The sequence below is a fragment of the Shewanella sp. FDAARGOS_354 genome (assembly GCF_002209245.2).
In the GTDB taxonomy this organism is placed as follows: Bacteria; Pseudomonadota; Gammaproteobacteria; order Enterobacterales; family Shewanellaceae; genus Shewanella; species Shewanella xiamenensis.
In genome coordinates, this window is the sequence record NZ_CP022089.2 from 1,577,702 (window position 1) to 1,594,634 (window position 16,933).

At 46.0% G+C, this 16,933-nt stretch carries 18 protein-coding genes and 1 other RNA gene; 11 read left to right on the plus strand and 8 right to left on the minus strand.

The window, feature by feature from the left end:
• Nucleotides 1-4: 4 nt before the first annotated feature.
• From CEQ32_RS07160 to CEQ32_RS07170, 3 genes are read left to right on the plus strand one after another with little or no spacing between them, the layout of a single operon-like run.
• Complete coding sequence (locus CEQ32_RS07160) at nucleotides 5-697, plus strand: DUF2057 domain-containing protein (protein WP_086902574.1); 693 nt, start codon at nucleotides 5-7, stop codon at nucleotides 695-697.
• A gap of 5 nt (nucleotides 698-702) precedes the next feature.
• Entirely contained in the window at nucleotides 703-1,605 is a 903-nt protein-coding gene (locus tag CEQ32_RS07165) for a histone deacetylase (RefSeq protein WP_011623228.1), read from the plus strand.
• A 33-nt stretch (nucleotides 1,606-1,638) separates the two neighbouring features.
• Nucleotides 1,639-1,926 carry a late competence development ComFB family protein gene (locus CEQ32_RS07170; protein WP_088585760.1) on the plus strand — a complete coding sequence of 96 codons (288 nt, stop codon included), beginning with the start codon at nucleotides 1,639-1,641 and terminating at the stop codon, nucleotides 1,924-1,926.
• 150 nt (nucleotides 1,927-2,076) lie between these two features.
• On the opposite strand, the gene ffs is transcribed toward CEQ32_RS07170, so the two are convergent.
• From ffs to pspA, 8 genes are all read right to left on the minus strand, one after another.
• Nucleotides 2,077-2,174: signal recognition particle sRNA small type (gene ffs / locus CEQ32_RS07175), an RNA gene on the minus strand.
• A 234-nt stretch (nucleotides 2,175-2,408) separates the two neighbouring features.
• Nucleotides 2,409-2,774 carry a ComEA family DNA-binding protein gene (locus tag CEQ32_RS07180; protein WP_037428141.1) on the minus strand — a complete coding sequence of 122 codons (366 nt, stop codon included), beginning with the start codon at nucleotides 2,772-2,774 and terminating at the stop codon, nucleotides 2,409-2,411.
• A 214-nt stretch (nucleotides 2,775-2,988) separates the two neighbouring features.
• The gene (gene megL / locus CEQ32_RS07185; protein WP_037428142.1) at nucleotides 2,989-4,182 is read right to left on the minus strand and encodes a methionine gamma-lyase; all 1,194 of its coding nucleotides are present in this window, start codon (nucleotides 4,180-4,182) and stop codon (nucleotides 2,989-2,991) included.
• Nucleotides 4,183-4,496: 314 nt separating this feature from the next.
• Nucleotides 4,497-5,693: a TIGR01620 family protein gene (locus tag CEQ32_RS07190; protein ID WP_088585761.1), complete on the minus strand. Its 1,197-nt coding sequence runs from the start codon at nucleotides 5,691-5,693 to the stop codon at nucleotides 4,497-4,499.
• On the minus strand, nucleotides 5,690-7,147 hold the full coding sequence (locus CEQ32_RS07195) for a YcjX family protein (RefSeq protein WP_088585762.1): 1,458 nt from the start codon (nucleotides 7,145-7,147) through the stop codon (nucleotides 5,690-5,692). The genes CEQ32_RS07190 and CEQ32_RS07195 overlap by 4 nt, the downstream gene beginning before the upstream one ends.
• 115 nt (nucleotides 7,148-7,262) lie before the next feature.
• On the minus strand, nucleotides 7,263-7,649 hold the full coding sequence (pspC, locus tag CEQ32_RS07200; RefSeq protein ID WP_037428145.1) for an envelope stress response membrane protein PspC: 387 nt from the start codon (nucleotides 7,647-7,649) through the stop codon (nucleotides 7,263-7,265).
• On the minus strand, nucleotides 7,636-7,875 hold the full coding sequence (gene pspB / locus CEQ32_RS07205) for an envelope stress response membrane protein PspB (RefSeq protein WP_086024023.1): 240 nt from the start codon (nucleotides 7,873-7,875) through the stop codon (nucleotides 7,636-7,638). Before pspB ends, pspC begins: the two co-directional genes overlap by 14 nt.
• A gap of 17 nt (nucleotides 7,876-7,892) precedes the next feature.
• A complete protein-coding gene (pspA, locus tag CEQ32_RS07210) occupies nucleotides 7,893-8,576 on the minus strand; it encodes a phage shock protein PspA (protein ID WP_011071928.1) in 684 nt (227 codons plus the stop codon).
• 177 nt (nucleotides 8,577-8,753) lie between these two features.
• Here pspA and pspF point away from each other — a divergent pair, with 177 nt between their 5' ends.
• The 8 genes from pspF to CEQ32_RS07250 all read left to right on the plus strand — a co-directional run bounded on the left by pspF (nucleotide 8,754) and on the right by CEQ32_RS07250 (nucleotide 16,863).
• Complete coding sequence (gene pspF / locus CEQ32_RS07215) at nucleotides 8,754-9,845, plus strand: phage shock protein operon transcriptional activator (protein ID WP_037428146.1); 1,092 nt, start codon at nucleotides 8,754-8,756, stop codon at nucleotides 9,843-9,845.
• A gap of 69 nt (nucleotides 9,846-9,914) precedes the next feature.
• Complete coding sequence (locus CEQ32_RS07220; RefSeq protein WP_037417223.1) at nucleotides 9,915-11,540, plus strand: ABC transporter substrate-binding protein; 1,626 nt, start codon at nucleotides 9,915-9,917, stop codon at nucleotides 11,538-11,540.
• Entirely contained in the window at nucleotides 11,540-12,571 is a 1,032-nt protein-coding gene (locus CEQ32_RS07225) for an ABC transporter permease subunit (protein WP_037417220.1), read from the plus strand. The genes CEQ32_RS07220 and CEQ32_RS07225 overlap by 1 nt, the downstream gene beginning before the upstream one ends.
• Complete coding sequence (locus tag CEQ32_RS07230) at nucleotides 12,558-13,448, plus strand: ABC transporter permease subunit (RefSeq protein ID WP_037417217.1); 891 nt, start codon at nucleotides 12,558-12,560, stop codon at nucleotides 13,446-13,448. Before CEQ32_RS07225 ends, CEQ32_RS07230 begins: the two co-directional genes overlap by 14 nt.
• Nucleotides 13,449-13,451: 3 nt before the next feature.
• The gene (locus CEQ32_RS07235; RefSeq protein ID WP_037417214.1) at nucleotides 13,452-14,459 is read left to right on the plus strand and encodes an oligopeptide/dipeptide ABC transporter ATP-binding protein; all 1,008 of its coding nucleotides are present in this window, start codon (nucleotides 13,452-13,454) and stop codon (nucleotides 14,457-14,459) included.
• The gene (locus CEQ32_RS07240; RefSeq protein WP_037417209.1) at nucleotides 14,440-15,225 is read left to right on the plus strand and encodes an ATP-binding cassette domain-containing protein; all 786 of its coding nucleotides are present in this window, start codon (nucleotides 14,440-14,442) and stop codon (nucleotides 15,223-15,225) included. The genes CEQ32_RS07235 and CEQ32_RS07240 overlap by 20 nt, the downstream gene beginning before the upstream one ends.
• Nucleotides 15,226-15,330: 105 nt before the next feature.
• Nucleotides 15,331-16,533, plus strand: coding sequence for an enoyl-ACP reductase FabV (gene fabV, locus CEQ32_RS07245; RefSeq protein WP_088586959.1), 1,203 nt, complete (start codon nucleotides 15,331-15,333; stop codon nucleotides 16,531-16,533).
• Between the two features lie 117 nt (nucleotides 16,534-16,650).
• A complete protein-coding gene (locus tag CEQ32_RS07250) occupies nucleotides 16,651-16,863 on the plus strand; it encodes a TOBE domain-containing protein (protein ID WP_037417205.1) in 213 nt (70 codons plus the stop codon).
• The last annotated feature ends 70 nt before the right edge of the window (nucleotides 16,864-16,933 follow it).

Here is a 16,933-nt window from a genome sequence, read left to right on the forward strand (position 1 = left end):
AACAATGAAATCACTTTTGCCAATCAGCAGCCTGCTAGTGCTACTCGGCTCTGCCTCAGCCTTTGCCGCAGATCTGAATATCCCTATGTCCTTCGAATACCTTGCCCTCGATGGCAAAAAAGTCGAGTCCAGCGTATTCAACCATAAAAGCAGCTTAGAGTTGGCGCCCGGCACTCACAAAATCGCGATCCGTTACCATGAGATGGTTGAAGACGATTTCAGTGACAGCCAGACCTTCGTTAAGTCTTCCCCTTTTATCGTGACCTTAGAAGTGGACGGCGATCATCAATATTATTTGCAAGCCGCTGAGGGCAAGGTCATTAAAAAGCCTAAAACCTTCGCTCAAAATCCTCAGGTCGTATTAACCCGCTCTGACAAAGGTCAGGTGAATTACAAAGTGACAAACACCGACATTGAAGAAGAGAGCTTTGTCTCCCGTCTCTTTAGCGGTAACCAAGCGGTAGATGTGCCAGGTACTGCCGCCGCTGCAACGGGCGCAGCAGGCACAGCGGCGGTTGTTGCCACACCAGCCCCCACTTCTGCCCAGGCAGCTGTGAACGCCACCTCATTAACCGCTCCGGTTGATACTTCTAAAGCGGCTGGCGCGAATCCACAACAGATGTTGCAATACTGGTGGTTACAAGCCGATGAGAAAACACGTAAAGAGTTTATGAGCTGGGCTATTTCACAACTCTAATCAAGATGATCCCATTGGTTTATCACGCCAGCTACTCCAAGCTGGCGTTACCCTCCCACCACCGCTTTCCCACGACCAAATACGCACGCCTTTATCAATATCTGCTCGATAATCAACTGGCTGTACCGGCTCAATTCCATACTCCCTCGCCGATGACGGCAGAAGATGTAATGCAGGTGCATCAGCAAGATTATGTCGAACAATTTATCCAAGGCAGCTTAGCCAGTACGGCCTTAAGACGCATCGGCTTTCCATGGAGTGAAGCCTTAGTCGAGCGCACTTTGCACTCGGTATCGGGGACGAGTTTGACCGCACATTTAGCCTTGCAAACGGGTATTGCCCTTCACTTAACGGGCGGTTATCACCATGCACACTATGACTTTGGCAGCGGCTACTGTATTTTCAACGACTTGATTATCGCCGCCCGCAAACTGATGGCCGAGCAGCAATTACATAAGGTGCTAATTTTTGACTGTGACGTGCATCAAGGTGATGGCACAGCCACCCTCAGCCACAGGCATCAGGGCATTATCAGTTGCTCCATCCATTGCAAAGAGAATTTTCCCAGTCGTAAACAGCAGTCACACTATGATATTGAACTGACGAAAGGTGCAGATGACAACGCTTATCAGGAAACCGTCGAACAGACTCTCGAACTGCTGATTAGACTCCATCAGCCGGATTTAATCCTGTATGACGCCGGCGTCGATATTCATCAAGATGATGACTTAGGGCACCTAAAGATCAGCAAGCAGGGATTGTATCAACGTGATCTAACCGTGTTATCTATGGCAAAAGCGGCAAATATTCCTGTTGCGGCGGTAATTGGCGGCGGCTACAGCCGAGACGAACTACAATTAAGCCAAAGACATAGCCAACTTTTTATTGCAGCCAACCATTTGTGGTAGCAAACTCAATAAAAATCATCATGGAGCACAGCGATGCAACTCGAAATCCGTAACTATTACGAAGTTCTCTTAATGGAAATGTTATCCGATGAAGGCCTGATGGATGAATTACCGGAGGATTATTTAGCCGATCTCTGCTGTGTGACACTCAATCAACTGCCCGTGCGCTATATTCGTCACCTAGTCGACACCTATTTCTTCGAAGATTACGACGAGTTGCAAGAGCTCAAACGAGAAATCCAAGCCGCATTAGAGAAATCACGCGCCTTTCTTAAACAGAATCTACAAAAAAGAATGCAGCAGGAAGAAGCCGACAGCTAAGTCATGCGAAATTGGCATAGCTACATCGATTTTCGATAGGCTTTTTCGAGTAAATTTAGCTGTGTTGCTAAATGCTAAGTAGAGCAGTTATTGCTAATAGCTGAGTTAAAGATAAAGAAGATTGGAAAATGATGGTGACAATTGGAGGTTCCCCTAGAGCCTACACCCCGGCACACGAGTCGCTTGCTGCGGTTGCTCCCTTCCGGGCCTGGCCGAGTTCACAAGTTATCATTGCGGGGGGACCCTAGGGTCACCATAACTTCAAGTGGATCACCAAAAGGATCATCACCGAACGACGCGGATTATCCCCTATGGCCTCTATGGGATCAAGTGCTAATCCGCCCGTTTGATAAATATCCGGTTTAACTGGACAATCTATAGGCAAACCTAAGTATTGAAAATGATAAAAGCCTGCAAAGCAGGCTTTTTATTCGCTAAAAGACGTCAAGCTAACGCAAATGACTCAAGACAATGCCAAGGCGTTACAGCTTAATCATATGACGATTTTGCTCAATCAGCTTAGCACCGATCCCTGAGACATTTGCTAACTCATCAATAGTCTTAAATTGCCCATTTTGAGTGCGATAATCAACGATGGCCTGCGCTTTAGCGGCACCAATCCCCTTTAGCAGTTGTAATTGTTCAGTTGAAGCGGTATTGATGTTGACTTGAGCCGCGTCTGGCAATGCTTGTTTAGCATCGTTTGCCATATTTTTGGCCTCAGTTTTCGCTTGGTTTTGCACCTTACTCGCTTCTTTTACCGGATCAGCTGCCATTACTGGCAAGGTTAACAGGGCAGAAAATGCAATAGCAGATACCATCGCAGGTAAACTAGGTTTTAGTTTCATAATGCTTCCTCTCTCTCCTTGATATTCGGCCTTTCGTCCAACTTCCGTGGCCTCCAATCAAACATAGACGAAGCTTTTATGAATTTCCAAACGCCAAAGTACAAATATTACCTCTGGCTTAAATGTGTAACTTTAGAGCAATGAATTTACAGATAACAATGAAGAAAAAGGATGCGGTTAATGCATCCTTGTTATAAAAATTATCCATAACCAGCTAAACAATCGTTGCTAATGCCTGACTTAAATCAGTAATAATATCGTCACAATCCTCCAAACCGACAGAAATTCTCAGCAGATTATCCCCAATGCCCGCAGCTGCCCGCGCTTCTGGGGAATAAGGAGAGTGGGTCATTGAAGCCGGATGCTGAATAAGGGATTCCGCATCGCCCAAACTAACCGCAATTGAAAATAGTTTAAGCTTGCCAACAAACGCCATAGCCTGAGTAAAATCCGCAGCTAATTCAAAGGCGATCACCCCTCCTGCTCGCTGCATCTGCTGACCAATAAATTGATGACCCGAATGGGATTTAAGCCCTGGATAGTACACTCGCGTCACCGCAGGGTGTTGCTCTAAAAACTCAGCAACCCGCTGGGCACTCTCGCAATGGCGCTGTAAGCGCACATCGAGGGTTTTAAGGCCTCGTAGGATAAGCCAAGCATCATGGGGTGAGATCACTGCACCAATATCCTTTAGGATTTCATACTTCACTCTGTGAAGTTGCTCTTCGCTGCCACAGACGATGCCCGCAATCACATCACCGTGACCATTTAAGTATTTAGTCGCGCTGTGAACCACTAAATCAATGCCTAGTGCAATCGGTTGCTGCAGTAGCGGCGTCATAAAAGTATTATCGACAATGCTAACTAATTGATGCCGCTTCGCAATATCGGCGATAGCTCTAAGATCAAACACCTGCAGATGAGGATTGACCGGTGTTTCACAAAAAATCACCCTAGTGTTCGGTTTGATTGCCCGCTCAATTGCCGCTAAATCGGTAAAGTCGACTAAGGTGACTTCGATGCCAAAACGGGCAAATTGGCTGGTCATAAGTGCAAAAGTGCAACCATATACCGCATTAGAAGCCACTAAATGATCGCCCATCTGCAAATTAGCGAGCAGCGCCGCCGACACCGCCCCCATACCTGACGCCGTTGCCGCCGCCGCTTCAGCCCCTTCTAAAATCGCCATTTTACGCTCAAGTTCGGCCACAGTTGGATTACCAAGACGGGTATAAATATAACCGGGCTCGTTACCCGCAAAACGCTCGCCACCTTGCTGCGCCGATTCAAATACAAAAGTTGCAGTTTGATAAAGTGGTGTGACTAACGAACCGAAGGCCTCTCGCTCATGTCCTGCATGAATGGCTTGGGTCGCCGCTTTCCACATCTTGCTCGATTCATCTTGCATTGCTTACTCCTTGTTATGCCATTACATCATTCGATTCTTGATTGATTGTTCGAGGAATGATGATTTGCTTGTGTTTTTAGTCCATATAGATAAGTTAATAAAACATTAGCCCTATCGAATAAGCACTAACATACCCTGCTGAACAGTTGAAACCAGTGCAACGGTGAAAATAGCAACAGATGCACTGTAACTAAGTTGTTACATTCAGGCGTTTGGGGCAGAACATCGGCGATAAAAAATGCGCTAATGACAGAGTCATTAGCGCATTAGCATTTAGCCTAAAGTGCACTCGCGGTTTTGTGCATTCGGCTATGTTATTTGTCTTTTGCCGTTGAGCTGTTTTTTAGCTCAGCAGCCTCTAATTGGCTCTTAAGCGCATCACGCCCATCTTTGGTCAATAACTTACCAGCAAACTGCTTAAGCTCAATCAACAACTCTTGATGAACTTTCGATAATTTGGGGCGCTGCTCTTCCCTAAAACCGATAGGCCGACACAGTGCCATGGCCTGATATCCTAGGCGCGCCGTTAACAAACCGCCCCCTAATCCTTGGGCAAGCCGCGCGGATAATTTACCGGTCATCTCGACCGACAGCAATTGAGTTCCTAAGTCCGTGACTAACTCACTGGTACCCGCATAAATAATGTTAATCACTATGCTGCGAATGAGTTTAATCCGGCTCCAATAGCCTAACTCTATCCCATAACAGGCAGCGACATCACGCAGCATTCGCTGATTACGCCAAAGAATGATCGCCATATCCAATGCAGCAAGCGGGCTAGCAGCCAATAACACTGCTGATTCAGCCGCATATCGACGCACGACTTTTTTGGCGAGTTCATCTCGCTCCGTTAGGACTAAGTCCTCAAATAACAGCACTTTTTCGGCATCGTTATGTTCATCTTTTAACGAGTGACGCAGCCGTTGTAATCCTTGGCTATCGGGATAATGCCGTACAATATTATCGATAAAGCTATCGGCCTCCCCCATTTGCATACTCAGGGCAAGCCTTGCACCTGTATCCTGGGTATCGGCAACCTGTTTTAAGCGTTTTAATTTTTGATACTCGCTAACGGCACCGACTATAGCCCAGCTCCCGACTAAACCAAGCACCACACCATAAAAACTAAATAGCCAAGGACTGGCAACCCAAGCATCCCGCAAACCAAGGCCTGTTTGCACTAGCGTGAGTAGTATTAATGCCATTAGTGATAAGCGTGCCAACCAAGACCAGCGGCGAGATTGATGTAATTTAGGGCGTATCGATGTCACATCTAAAACCTGCGGTTGGGCCGCTAGCGTCTCTTCAACAACGTCATCAATCGCCTTTATCGGGGTTTGTGGCGCAAACATTTGCGCACTTTTTAACTCATCTGTTACAGACTGTAGTTTGACCTTTTCAGCATCAAATACTTGCTGCTTTTTAAGCGCTTGAGTTGTAATCGGAGCGACAGACTGCTCCGACTCATTTATTTGCGACTCAGTTGAATGTGGTAACGGGTCTTTTCTCATTCCAGTTTATCCCCTACAAGATACTGCAGAAGGTGATCAAGACGGATATGGTCAAAATGCACCGAAGATGGATCAAGATTACGGTTATCCGGCGGTGCAAAACCGAAAAAGTTAAAGCCTTGCTCACGCCAAAAAGTGGACTCAGGTAAGCGAGTGGGCACTTCGCCGGGAAACAGTGTCAGGGCTTGGCCATTCAATCCTGTGCCCTGCACGACTTCCACATCCCCATCTTGAGTGGTCACCATGCCGTGGCGCGTGGCCTTAATCGCACTAATGGCCATGGTTTCGACTTTACAACCATCAAAACTAGCAAAGTGCTTACTGTGCTTGAGCATATCCGTTAACAGCGACAACACATGACTTTGTTGATCCCGCGTGACATGGTCAACCTTACTGGCGGCAAAGAGCAAACGGTCAATCCGCGGCGCAAAAAGCCGACGTAAATAACTGGATTGTCCGTATTGAAAACTCTCCATAATGGCATTTAGCGCCGCGCCCATATCTTCAAATTGTGATTTGCCACGATTTAACGCACTGAAGCAATCAACGAGCACCACCTGACGATCAAACCCTGCGAAATGTTGTTTATAAAAAGGTTTAACAACCTTAGCGACATACTCTTGATAGCGCTTTTCCAGCACATGAAAAGCGCTGTGCTTCTCACTTTGTTTAAGGTTGCTCCACTGAGCATCAGTCACAGATAACAGCGGAAAAAACGCCAGCAGCGGTGCACCTTGCCACTCTCCTGGTAATAACATACGCCCCGGTTGCGCTTGGTAATACCCCTGCACATGCACTAAATCCTGTAATAACTGCTGATATTGATCGGCAAGCCGTTTCAGTTCCGATTCATCGGCCATCGCCGCTAAATTGAGTGCATTTAACGACGTTTCAAATCCAGCGTATAACGGTGAACTCTTTAAAACCGCAAGCCGTTGCTGCTGGGCAGTACACCACTCAATATAGTTTTGGCGCAGCATAGGTAAATCTAAAAGCCACTCCCCTGGATAATCCACAATATCTAAATATAGCGTTGCGGTATCGGCAAACTTGGCGAGTAATCCCTTTTGCGGCCGATATTTAATGGCTAAACGCAACTCTGAAATGGTGCGAGTCGATTCAGGCCAAGTAGGAGGATTCGAAGTCAGCGCTAACATAGCGCCCTGATAATCAAAACTCGCGATTTCAAGATCCGGCTGCATCGCTCGCTTAACCCCAAGCAAACGTTGTTCACGGCTCACCTGCCAAAGAGGCAAACCATGTTGGCGAGAATGCGATGCAGATGATGCAGCGCCGCTATTAAGTAATTGATTGACTAACCCTGTAATAAAAGCCGTTTTGCCCGCTCCCGATAACCCTGTTACCGCAAGGCGCAAATGCCTATCGGCCGTTCGATGGAGGAGGGATTGGCTCTTTTGCGTGATTTTGTGGAGCGATACATCAAGCATTCCCATAAGGATTTCCCTAAATGTTGAATGAGATAACTATATACTGGAATCGACGGGAGATGACACTGGAATAAACCAAAGATTACACAACAAGGGCGGACATGGCCGCCCTTTCGAGGGATTACAAACTATTGATTTGTCTTTTTAAATCAAAATTGTCAGACGTCACATGGCGCTCAAGGTTTTGCAATCTCACCTCTAGGCTCCTAAACTGACGACTCACATCGCTTAGCGCCTGTTTAGCTGGCTCTCCCGACTGCCAAGGTTTCTTCTTCACTTCAATGTCATCCCTAACAGAGCTATTTTGAGGTTTGATATCGAGTATCACCCATAACGCCACATAGATGATAAAGACAACACCCGAACCACCTAATAGAAAGATAGAAACAGCAAGTACGCGTACTAACCAAGTTTCAATCGCAAAGTACTCAGCAATCCCTGCACACACTCCGGCGATTTTACCTGACTGGGGAATACGGTACAAAGTTCGACCATTAGATCCTCTCATGTTTCCCCCTCCATTCAGGCGATTCAGAATCGAGAATCGCCTCTAAGGTTTCGATACGCGCAGCCATTTTATCGGCTTTCGCAATCAAGTCATTCAGCTGTGAAAACTCTTCCTCAGTGAGTCCCTGGCTCACTTGTCGCTTACTGCGATAATGAAGAACTAACCATATAGGCGCCACCACTATCATAAAGATGATAATCGGAGCCATTAGTATGTCCATATCCATAACTCACCTCTAAAATGTTATTCTTTTGACTTTGTGGGAGCTTTGCCTTTCACTTTTGCCTTGAGCGCTTCCAACTCAGCATTGACTGAATCTTCAGCTTCTAATGCCGCAAACTCATCAGCTAAGGTTTTTTTGCTGCCAAGATCGTAGGATTCAACCTGCGCTTCTAATCCTTCAACACGGCGCTCATATTGCTCAAACTTAAGCATGGCATTATCAATTTTGCTTGAGTCTAACTGCTTTTTCACTTCTAAACGTGATGACGCAGTTTGAGTGCGCAAAATAATGGTCTTTTGGCGCGCTTTTGCATCTAACAGTTTTTCCTGCAGCAGGCTAACTTCGTCTTTTAAACGAGCGATATGCTCATCCAGCACTGCCAACTCTTGGTTTAAAGTATCCACTAAACCCGCCGCTTTTTGTTTTTCAACTAAAGCCGCTTTGGCTAAATCTTCGCGGTCCTTTGAAAGTGCCAGTTCCGCTTTATCCTGCCAATCCTGAACTTGCTCCTCGACTCGGCTGATACGGCGATGCAATTCTTTCTTTTCAGCCAATACCTTAGCTGAGGTTGAACGCACTTCTACCAGTGTATCTTCCATTTCTTGGATGATCAGGCGAACCATTTTTTCAGGGTCTTCGGCTTTGTCGAGTAATGCGCTGATATTAGAGTTAATGATATCGGCGAAACGAGAGAAAATACCCATAATGCTATCCTCAAATTGATGTTGGTCTCGCTTAAGGTAATACACTAACTGTGCCAACTTTTATTTATTATTTAAATTCAATTAGATAAACAAAATTTTAACTTTTCCTTTATTTTACAGCGCAAGCCACTTATTATGATTTTCACCAAAATTTAGCGTTAAAGACTAAAAAATATCGTGGATAATAAATTTCAGCAAGACAATCTAATCGGTCAATCAAACGCCCTACTTGAAGTATTAGAGCACGTCTCACAAATCGCTCCGTTATCAAAACCTGTACTGATCATTGGTGAACGAGGCACAGGTAAAGAGCTGATTGCCGAACGCCTACATTATCTGTCTAAGCGCTGGGATCAAAATTTTATTAAGCTAAATTGTTCATCTTTGAGCGAAAACTTGCTTGAAAGTGAATTGTTTGGCCACGAATCTGGGGCCTTTACTGGTGCCAAAGGTAAACACGAAGGCCGTTTTGAACGGGCTGATGGTGGAACACTGTTTCTTGACGAGTTAGCCAATACCTCTGGATTGATTCAAGAAAAACTACTGCGTGTTATCGAGTACGGTGAATTTGAACGTGTCGGTGGCAGTAAAACCATTCAAGCAGATGTGCGCCTTATCTGCGCCGCCAACGAAGATTTACCCTCACTGGCCGAGGCCGGTGAATTTCGGGCCGACTTACTCGATCGTTTAGCCTTCGATGTGATCACCCTGCCGCCACTACGTTGTCGTCCAGAAGATATCATGACATTAGCCGAATACTTTGCTGTGGGAATGGCTCGGCAACTCAAGCTCGAACTCTTTAGTGGCTTTAGTGCAAATGCCATCGAGCAGCTCATGAGTCATGACTGGCCCGGTAATATTCGTGAACTTAAAAACGTCGTTGAGCGAAGTGTTTACCGTAATTGCGGTGAAAATCGTCCCATCGAGCACATTATTCTCGACCCTTTCGCCTCCCCGTACCGGCCGACAACTCGGGTGCGCACTCTTGAGCGTCAGGTGGTGCCCACACCGCACTCAACCATCATAAGCCCTCCCACCGTTACGGCAAAAACCGATATTGATGTCATTGCACCTAGTGAAGCGCCGTTAAATGACTTTAGTTTTCCATTAGACTTTAAAGAACAAACCGAGCGTTATGAGATGGAGCTTATTCAGCAAGCCTTATCGGCGAGCCAATATAATCAAAAGAAGACCGCTGAAATCTTGGGGTTAAGTTATCATCAGCTACGCGGCATTCTGAAAAAATACAATTTGCTCGATAAAGCATAAGCTGATTGCCCATGGGCGAGATGCACTGCTAAAATAGTCGTTCATAGTCGATAAAATAATGATTTATAAATGAGTGTGCTAATTAGACGCCTGTGCCTAGCAACTGCGGTATTCTGCATGAGTGGGTTGTTGGTTGCATGTGGCCCCCAACGGCTTCCTTCTGGTTTGGTCTATTGTTCCGAAGGGAATCCCGAGTCTTTTAATCCGCAGTTGGTGACCTCAGGCACTACGATCGACGCCACTTCACACCTGATTTATAGCCGATTAGTAGACTATGACGCGCTCTCTGGTCAGTTGGTTCCGGCCTTGGCAACCAGTTGGGCTGAAAGTGATGATGGTCTTAGTTATCGTTTTACGCTCAGGGAGGATGTTAAGTTTCAGCATTCTTCCCGTTTTACGCCAAGTCGCTCATTTAACGCCGACGACGTACTGTTTTCCTTCAATCGAATTATCGATAAGCATCACCCTTACCATGGTGTGTCACGCACTGGTTATCCCTTTTTTCAAAGTATTGGTTTTTCTGAACAAGTTAAAAGTGTTGAAAAAATCAATGACTATGAAGTCATCTTTCGCTTAGCCCGTAAGGATGCTTCATTTTTATCGAATTTAGCGACTGACTTTGCCGTTATTCTCTCCAGTGAGTACGCCGAACAACAACTTGCACTAGGTCACCCGGAAAATGTTGACCATTTTGCCATTGGTACAGGGCCTTTTACTTTAGTGCATTACGCCAAAAACGAATATATTCGCTATCGCCGTAATCCAGATTTTTGGGGAGAACCCGCCAATGTCGAGATGTTGGTCTATGATATCACCCCAAAAAGCACCGTGAGATTAGCAAAGTTAATCGCGGGTGACTGCAGTGTTTCAGCCCTGCCCAAAGCAGGGGAACTTCCCGTTATTAAGCAACATGAACAGCTCAATATCGAATCACAACCCGGCCTTAACGTAGCATTTTGGGCATTTAACACTCAAAAAGCGCCATTAAATGATGTTCGAGTTCGCCGCGCGCTCGCCCATGCGGTGGATAAACAAAATATCTTACGTGCTGTGTATCAAAACACCGCAATAGAGGCGATAGGCGTACTTCCACCAGCCTCTTGGGCCTACGACAGCAATAAGAAGCTACTCGATTATAATCCCCAAAAAGCCAGAGACCTGCTAAAAGAGGCAGGTATTAACAATCTCAGCATCGATATTTGGGCAATGCCTGTTGCGAGAGCTTATAATCCTAATGCACTGAAAACAGCTGAGTTAATTCAATCTGATTTGGCCAATATCGGTGTTAAAGTCAACATAATCAGTTACGACTGGAGTGTTTTTACCCAAAGATTAAGTCGAGATGAATACGATTCAGTGCTCATCGGCTGGAACGCCGATAACAGTGATCCCGATAACTTTTTCACGCCACTGCTTAGCTGCGCGTCAATGCAATCAAACAACAACCGCTCTCGCTGGTGCAATAAACAGTTTGATGCCATTCTAGACAGAGCAAGAGAAGTCTCAACACAAGCAGAGCGCAAGCAAATTTATCAAGAAGCCGAAGCATTCATCGCCGAGCAAGTACCAATGCTGAGTTTGGCTCATGCCAAACGGGTCGCTTTAACGCGTAATAATGTACATAATATGCAACTCACGCCTTTTGGCGGCATTTCCTTTACAAAAACCAGCCAAACCACACAGGAGACTAACTGATGTTAAGATACCTGTTACGGCGCCTCAATTTATTCCTAGCGACTTCACTCGTCATGATTGGTGTCCTATTTTATGCAACAGGTTTGTTCCCGATTGAACGCACCTTTGCCCTCACAGGAATACATTCACCATCTGCAGCTCAGCTTAGCCAAATCGAACAAGACTATAAGTTAGATAGCAACAAGGCGTTGCAGTTTATTGCTTATTTACAGCAAAGGCTGAGTGGTAACTTAGGGGTTTCAGTGACTTCCCATCAAAGCGTTGCAGAGGAGTTAAGTACCGTACTCCCAGCCTCCTTCGAGCTCGCCGTCATGGCCGCGGTAATCGCCATTGGTTTAGGCGTGCCTTTGGGCGTTTTGGCTTCACAAAGTCAGCATAAACTCACCCAAAATACCATTATGGCTATTACTCTTACGGGTTACTCTGTTCCAGTCTTTTGGTTGGGACTGTATTTATCGCTTTGGTTTGGTGTCGATCTCGGTTGGTTGCCAATATCGGGGCAACTCAATCTTTTATATGAGATAAAACCCGTCACTGGTTTTATGCTGGTCGATATCCTACTTTCTGATTCGGAGTATCGCATATCGGCGTTTAAGGATGCACTGCTACACATTATTCTGCCAGCGACAACGCTCGCAGTGCTGCCTTTTACTGTGGTAGTACGTAGCACACGTTCTGCAATGATGAATGTGATGAACCAAACCTTTATCCGCGCAGCCGAAGCCAGAGGTATGCACACCAATACCATTATTTTACGCCATGCCTTACCCAACGCGCTTATCCCTGTATTAAAGCACTTAGGTTTAATGCTAGGTGCCTTTGCTAGCTATGCTATTGTTGTTGAAGTGATATTTTCATGGCCAGGTGTAGGCTCTTGGTTAGTATCAGGGATTTATCAGCGGGATTACACGGTTATTCAGGGTGGAATATTGGCTGTCGCCTTGCTGATCATCTTTTTAAGTATTTTGATTGAAGTGCTACATACCGTCTTCAATCCATTAAGCAGAAAAGATCTTTATGCCTCCAGTTAAAATTTATCAGGAAGATCAAATTGCTTCCCCAATGATGCGGGTCTGGCAAAATTTTTCGGCAAACCCTTTTGCCTTAGCGGGATTGTGGACCATTATTTTTCTGCTGCTGCTCACCCTCTTTGGTCCAATGATTGCGCCTTTCGCACCAGAGGCTCAAGATCCACGCGCCCTATTGTTACCTCCCTCTTGGGATCCTTCCGGCACTGTGGCGCATTTTTTAGGCACCGACGATCTTGGCCGGGATATTTTTAGCCGCTTGCTACATGGCGCGCATTTAACCTTTGGCATGGCATTAATGATTGTCGGTACAGCTCTGTTTACTGGATTTATCATCGGCTCACTTTCCGGCATGATGCGTGGATTAAAGTCTAGTATTTTGGGCCATTTGCTCGATGCATTGCTGTCAATCCCTTCGCTTCTGATGGCGATTTTAGTGGTTGCCGTCATGGGGCCAGGGCTTGAAAACGTCTTCTGGGCCGTGGGCATTGCCTTAACGCCGCAGTTTGTCCGCTCTATTCATCAATCGGTCCATGAAGAATTACAAAAAGAATATGTTACCGCTGCCCGTTTGGATGGAGCCAATTCAATGCAGATTTTTTGGTATGTAATCATGCCAAACGTCTGGGAAGTGGTGATTATTCAAACGACCTTAGCCATTTCTGCCGCGATTTTAGATATTGCTGCCCTCGGCTTTTTAAGTCTTGGTGCTCAAGCCCCTAGCCCAGAATGGGGCGCTATGGTGGCGCAAGGCATGGATAATTTATTGACCGCACCTTGGACTGTAACTATTCCAGGACTGGCGATTCTCTTTAGTGTGCTTGCCATAAACTTGGTAGGCGATGGCTTGAGATCGGCGCTTGCGCCCATCAGAAACTAACCTATGCCATTACTCGACGTTAGAAACCTGACTATTGAACTCGACACGCCCCACGGCAAAGTGCGGGCTCTTGAGAAAGTAAGCTTGACCTTGAATGCGGGTGAAATCCACGGCCTAGTGGGTGAATCCGGCTCGGGCCGAAGTCTACTCGCCAGAGCCATTCTAGGGATCCCTGGCCCCAACTGGACCATTACTGCCGACCGCATGATGTGGGATGGTAATAATCTGATGGCCATGACCTCGAAGGAGCGCCGTAATCTGATGGGCTCAGATATGGCGATGATCTTCCAAGACCCATCAGGTAGCCTTGATCCTTCGCAAACCGTGGGTAGCCAGCTGATGCAGGCCATGCCTAAGAATCCTAAAGCTTATTTTTGGCAAAAGCATAAACATGCCAAACTCACGGCGCAGAAATGGCTACACAAAGTTGGCATTAAAAATCCCCAAAAAGTCATGTCCAGCTATGCATGGGAATTATCCGAAGGCGAATGCCAAAAAGTGATGATCGCCATGGCAATTGCCAACCAGCCTAGATTATTAATTGCAGATGAGCCGACAAACTCGATGGAGCTGAGTACTCAGGCACAGATATTTCGCCTACTATCACAGCTTAACCAACTGCAAAATGTGTCGATTTTAATCATCAGTCATGAGCTTGAGACCCTCGCCCAATGGTGCGATCACTTATCGGTACTCTATTGCGGCCAAGTGATGGAGTCAGGGCCGACGGATGAATTAATTAATCAGCCCTATCATCCTTACACTAAGGCACTCTTGGATAATATGCCGGATTATTCGGGGATAGAGGCGCACAAGGCAATTATGCCAACACTGCCAGGCTCGGCGCCAGCACTCCAACATCTCCCCATTGGTTGTCGCTTAGGGCCAAGATGTCCTGAGGCGCAAAAGAAATGTGTTAATCAGCCAAGTTTGAGTCATTCAAGAGACCGCTACTTTGCCTGCCATTTCCCTTACCACGGTGAAACGACAAATGACGACTCCACTGCTTAAAGTTAACGACCTCTTTAAAAGGTATGATACTGGTTATAAAGGCTTTACCCGCCAATATAACGATGCCTTAGCCCCGGTTTCCTTTGAATTAAACCGCGGCGAAACCTTAGCTATTGTGGGTGAGGCAGGTTCAGGTAAGAGTACGTTAGCGCGTATTTTAGTGGGCGCAGAACCGCGCAGCGGCGGTGAAATTTACTTCGAAGGCGAAGCCTTAGACAGCCGTAATATCAAACAACGCTGCCGCCTTATTCGGATGATTTTTCAAGATCCTAATACCTCGCTCAACCCAAGGCTCACCATTGGTCAATTACTCGATGAACCATTGCGCTTTAACACTCAGCTATCTGCCAAAGAGCGTAATTCTCAAGTAATTGAGACATTAAGGAAAGTCGGTTTATTACCTGAACATTCTGACTTTTATCCGCATATGATTTCTGAAGGCCAAAAACAGCGGGTTGCCGTGGCGCGGGCGCTAATGCTCAACCCCAAAATCATTATCGCCGATGAAGCGTTAACCGCTTTAGATCTGTCCGTACGCTCGCAAATCCTCAATTTGCTACTGAAATTGCAAAAAGACTTAGGATTGTCATATATTTTTGTGTCCCATAACCTCAATATTATTCGCCATGTTAGCGATAAAATTATGGTTCTTCATAAAGGCGTTATGGTTGAGAAAGCTCCCACAGAACAGATATTTAATTCACCGCAGCACGAATATACCCAAAGGCTTATTCAGGAGCAGAGCCTGTTTGTTCATAAGCGTTAAACTGCTCCAACCACTTAAATATTCAGGCAAATTGGCTAAAAATAGATGCCATTTAATCGCCGAAGTATTTATCCTATTGGTCATTTTGATAGAAGAAGCTTAAACATGATTATCAAACCCAAAATTCGTGGATTCATTTGTACCACTACTCATCCCGTTGGTTGCGAAGCTAACGTTCAAGAACAAATTGCCTTAACCAAAGCAAAGGGCAAAATCGCCAACGGGCCTAAAAAAGTCCTCGTTGTTGGTTCATCAAGTGGTTATGGCCTGTCTTCACGCATTGCCGCCGCCTTTGGTAGCGATGCAGCAACTATTGGTGTGTTCTTCGAAAAACCAGGTACAGAAGCTAAGCCAGGTACTGCTGGCTGGTACAACTCTGCCGCTTTCGACAAGTTTGCCAAAGCTGAAGGTTTGTACTCTAAGAGCATCAACTGCGATGCCTTTAGCCATGAAGCTAAACAAAAAGTCATTGAGCTAATCAAGCAAGATTTAGGTCAAGTGGATATGGTGGTGTATTCATTAGCATCACCTGTGCGCAAACTGCCAGATTCTGGCGAACTAGTACGCTCTGCGCTCAAACCAATTGGTGAAACTTACACTGCAACAGCGGTAGACACTAATAAAGACTGCATTATTGAAGCGACAGTTGAGCCCGCAACAAAGCAAGAAATTGCCGATACAGTAACAGTGATGGGCGGCCAAGATTGGGAATTGTGGATTAACGCGCTCGCCGAGGCTGGCGTATTGAGCGACAACTGCAAGACCGTTGCCTATAGCTATATCGGTACAGAGTTAACTTGGCCAATCTACTGGCATGGCGCATTAGGTAAAGCCAAAATGGACTTAGACCGTGCTGCAAAAGCCTTAAACGATAAGCTCTCAGTGACAGGCGGTAGCGCCAACGTTGCCGTGCTCAAAAGCGTTGTCACTCAAGCCAGCTCAGCCATCCCGGTGATGCCACTGTATATTGCGATGGTATTTAAGAAGATGCGCCAAGAAGGTCTGCATGAAGGCTGTATGGAGCAAATCTATCGCATGTTCAGCGAGCGTCTGTTCCGTGCCGATGGTGCAAAACCTGAGACCGATAGCGATAACCGTCTGCGTTTAGACGATTGGGAATTGCGTGAAGATATCCAGCAGCATTGCCGTGATCTGTGGCCACAAGTGACCACTGAAAATCTATCAGAGCTGACCGATTATCAAGAATATAAAGCCGAGTTTATTAAACTTTTCGGCTTTGGTATTGAAGGCATCGACTACGACGCTGATGTGAATCCGTACGTTGAGTTCGATGTGATCGAGCTGTAATCGTCACGATTACAGCTTGCTTTTAAACGCCACCCTCGGGTGGCGTTTTTATTTGCTGCAAACCCATGACAATAGGCTAGAATAGCATGACCATTCAACACTAAATAAGGATAAAGAATGAAGATCAGTGCACGTAATACCCTAAGTGGCACTATTACCGCAATCGAAATTGGCTCTGTAAACAACGAAGTCACTATCGAACTGGCACCGGGCGTAGTGTTAACCTCCGTCGTAACTAAAGCCTCCTGTGAGCGTTTAAACTTGAAGGTGGGTGATTCGGCTTACGCACTCATTAAAGCCAGCAGCGTGATGATTGGCGTGGATGATTAAGCTGCTGAAATAGCGCCCATATCGTTTGATAACGCACAAACAAAAAGGCCAAGTAAACACTTGGCCTTTT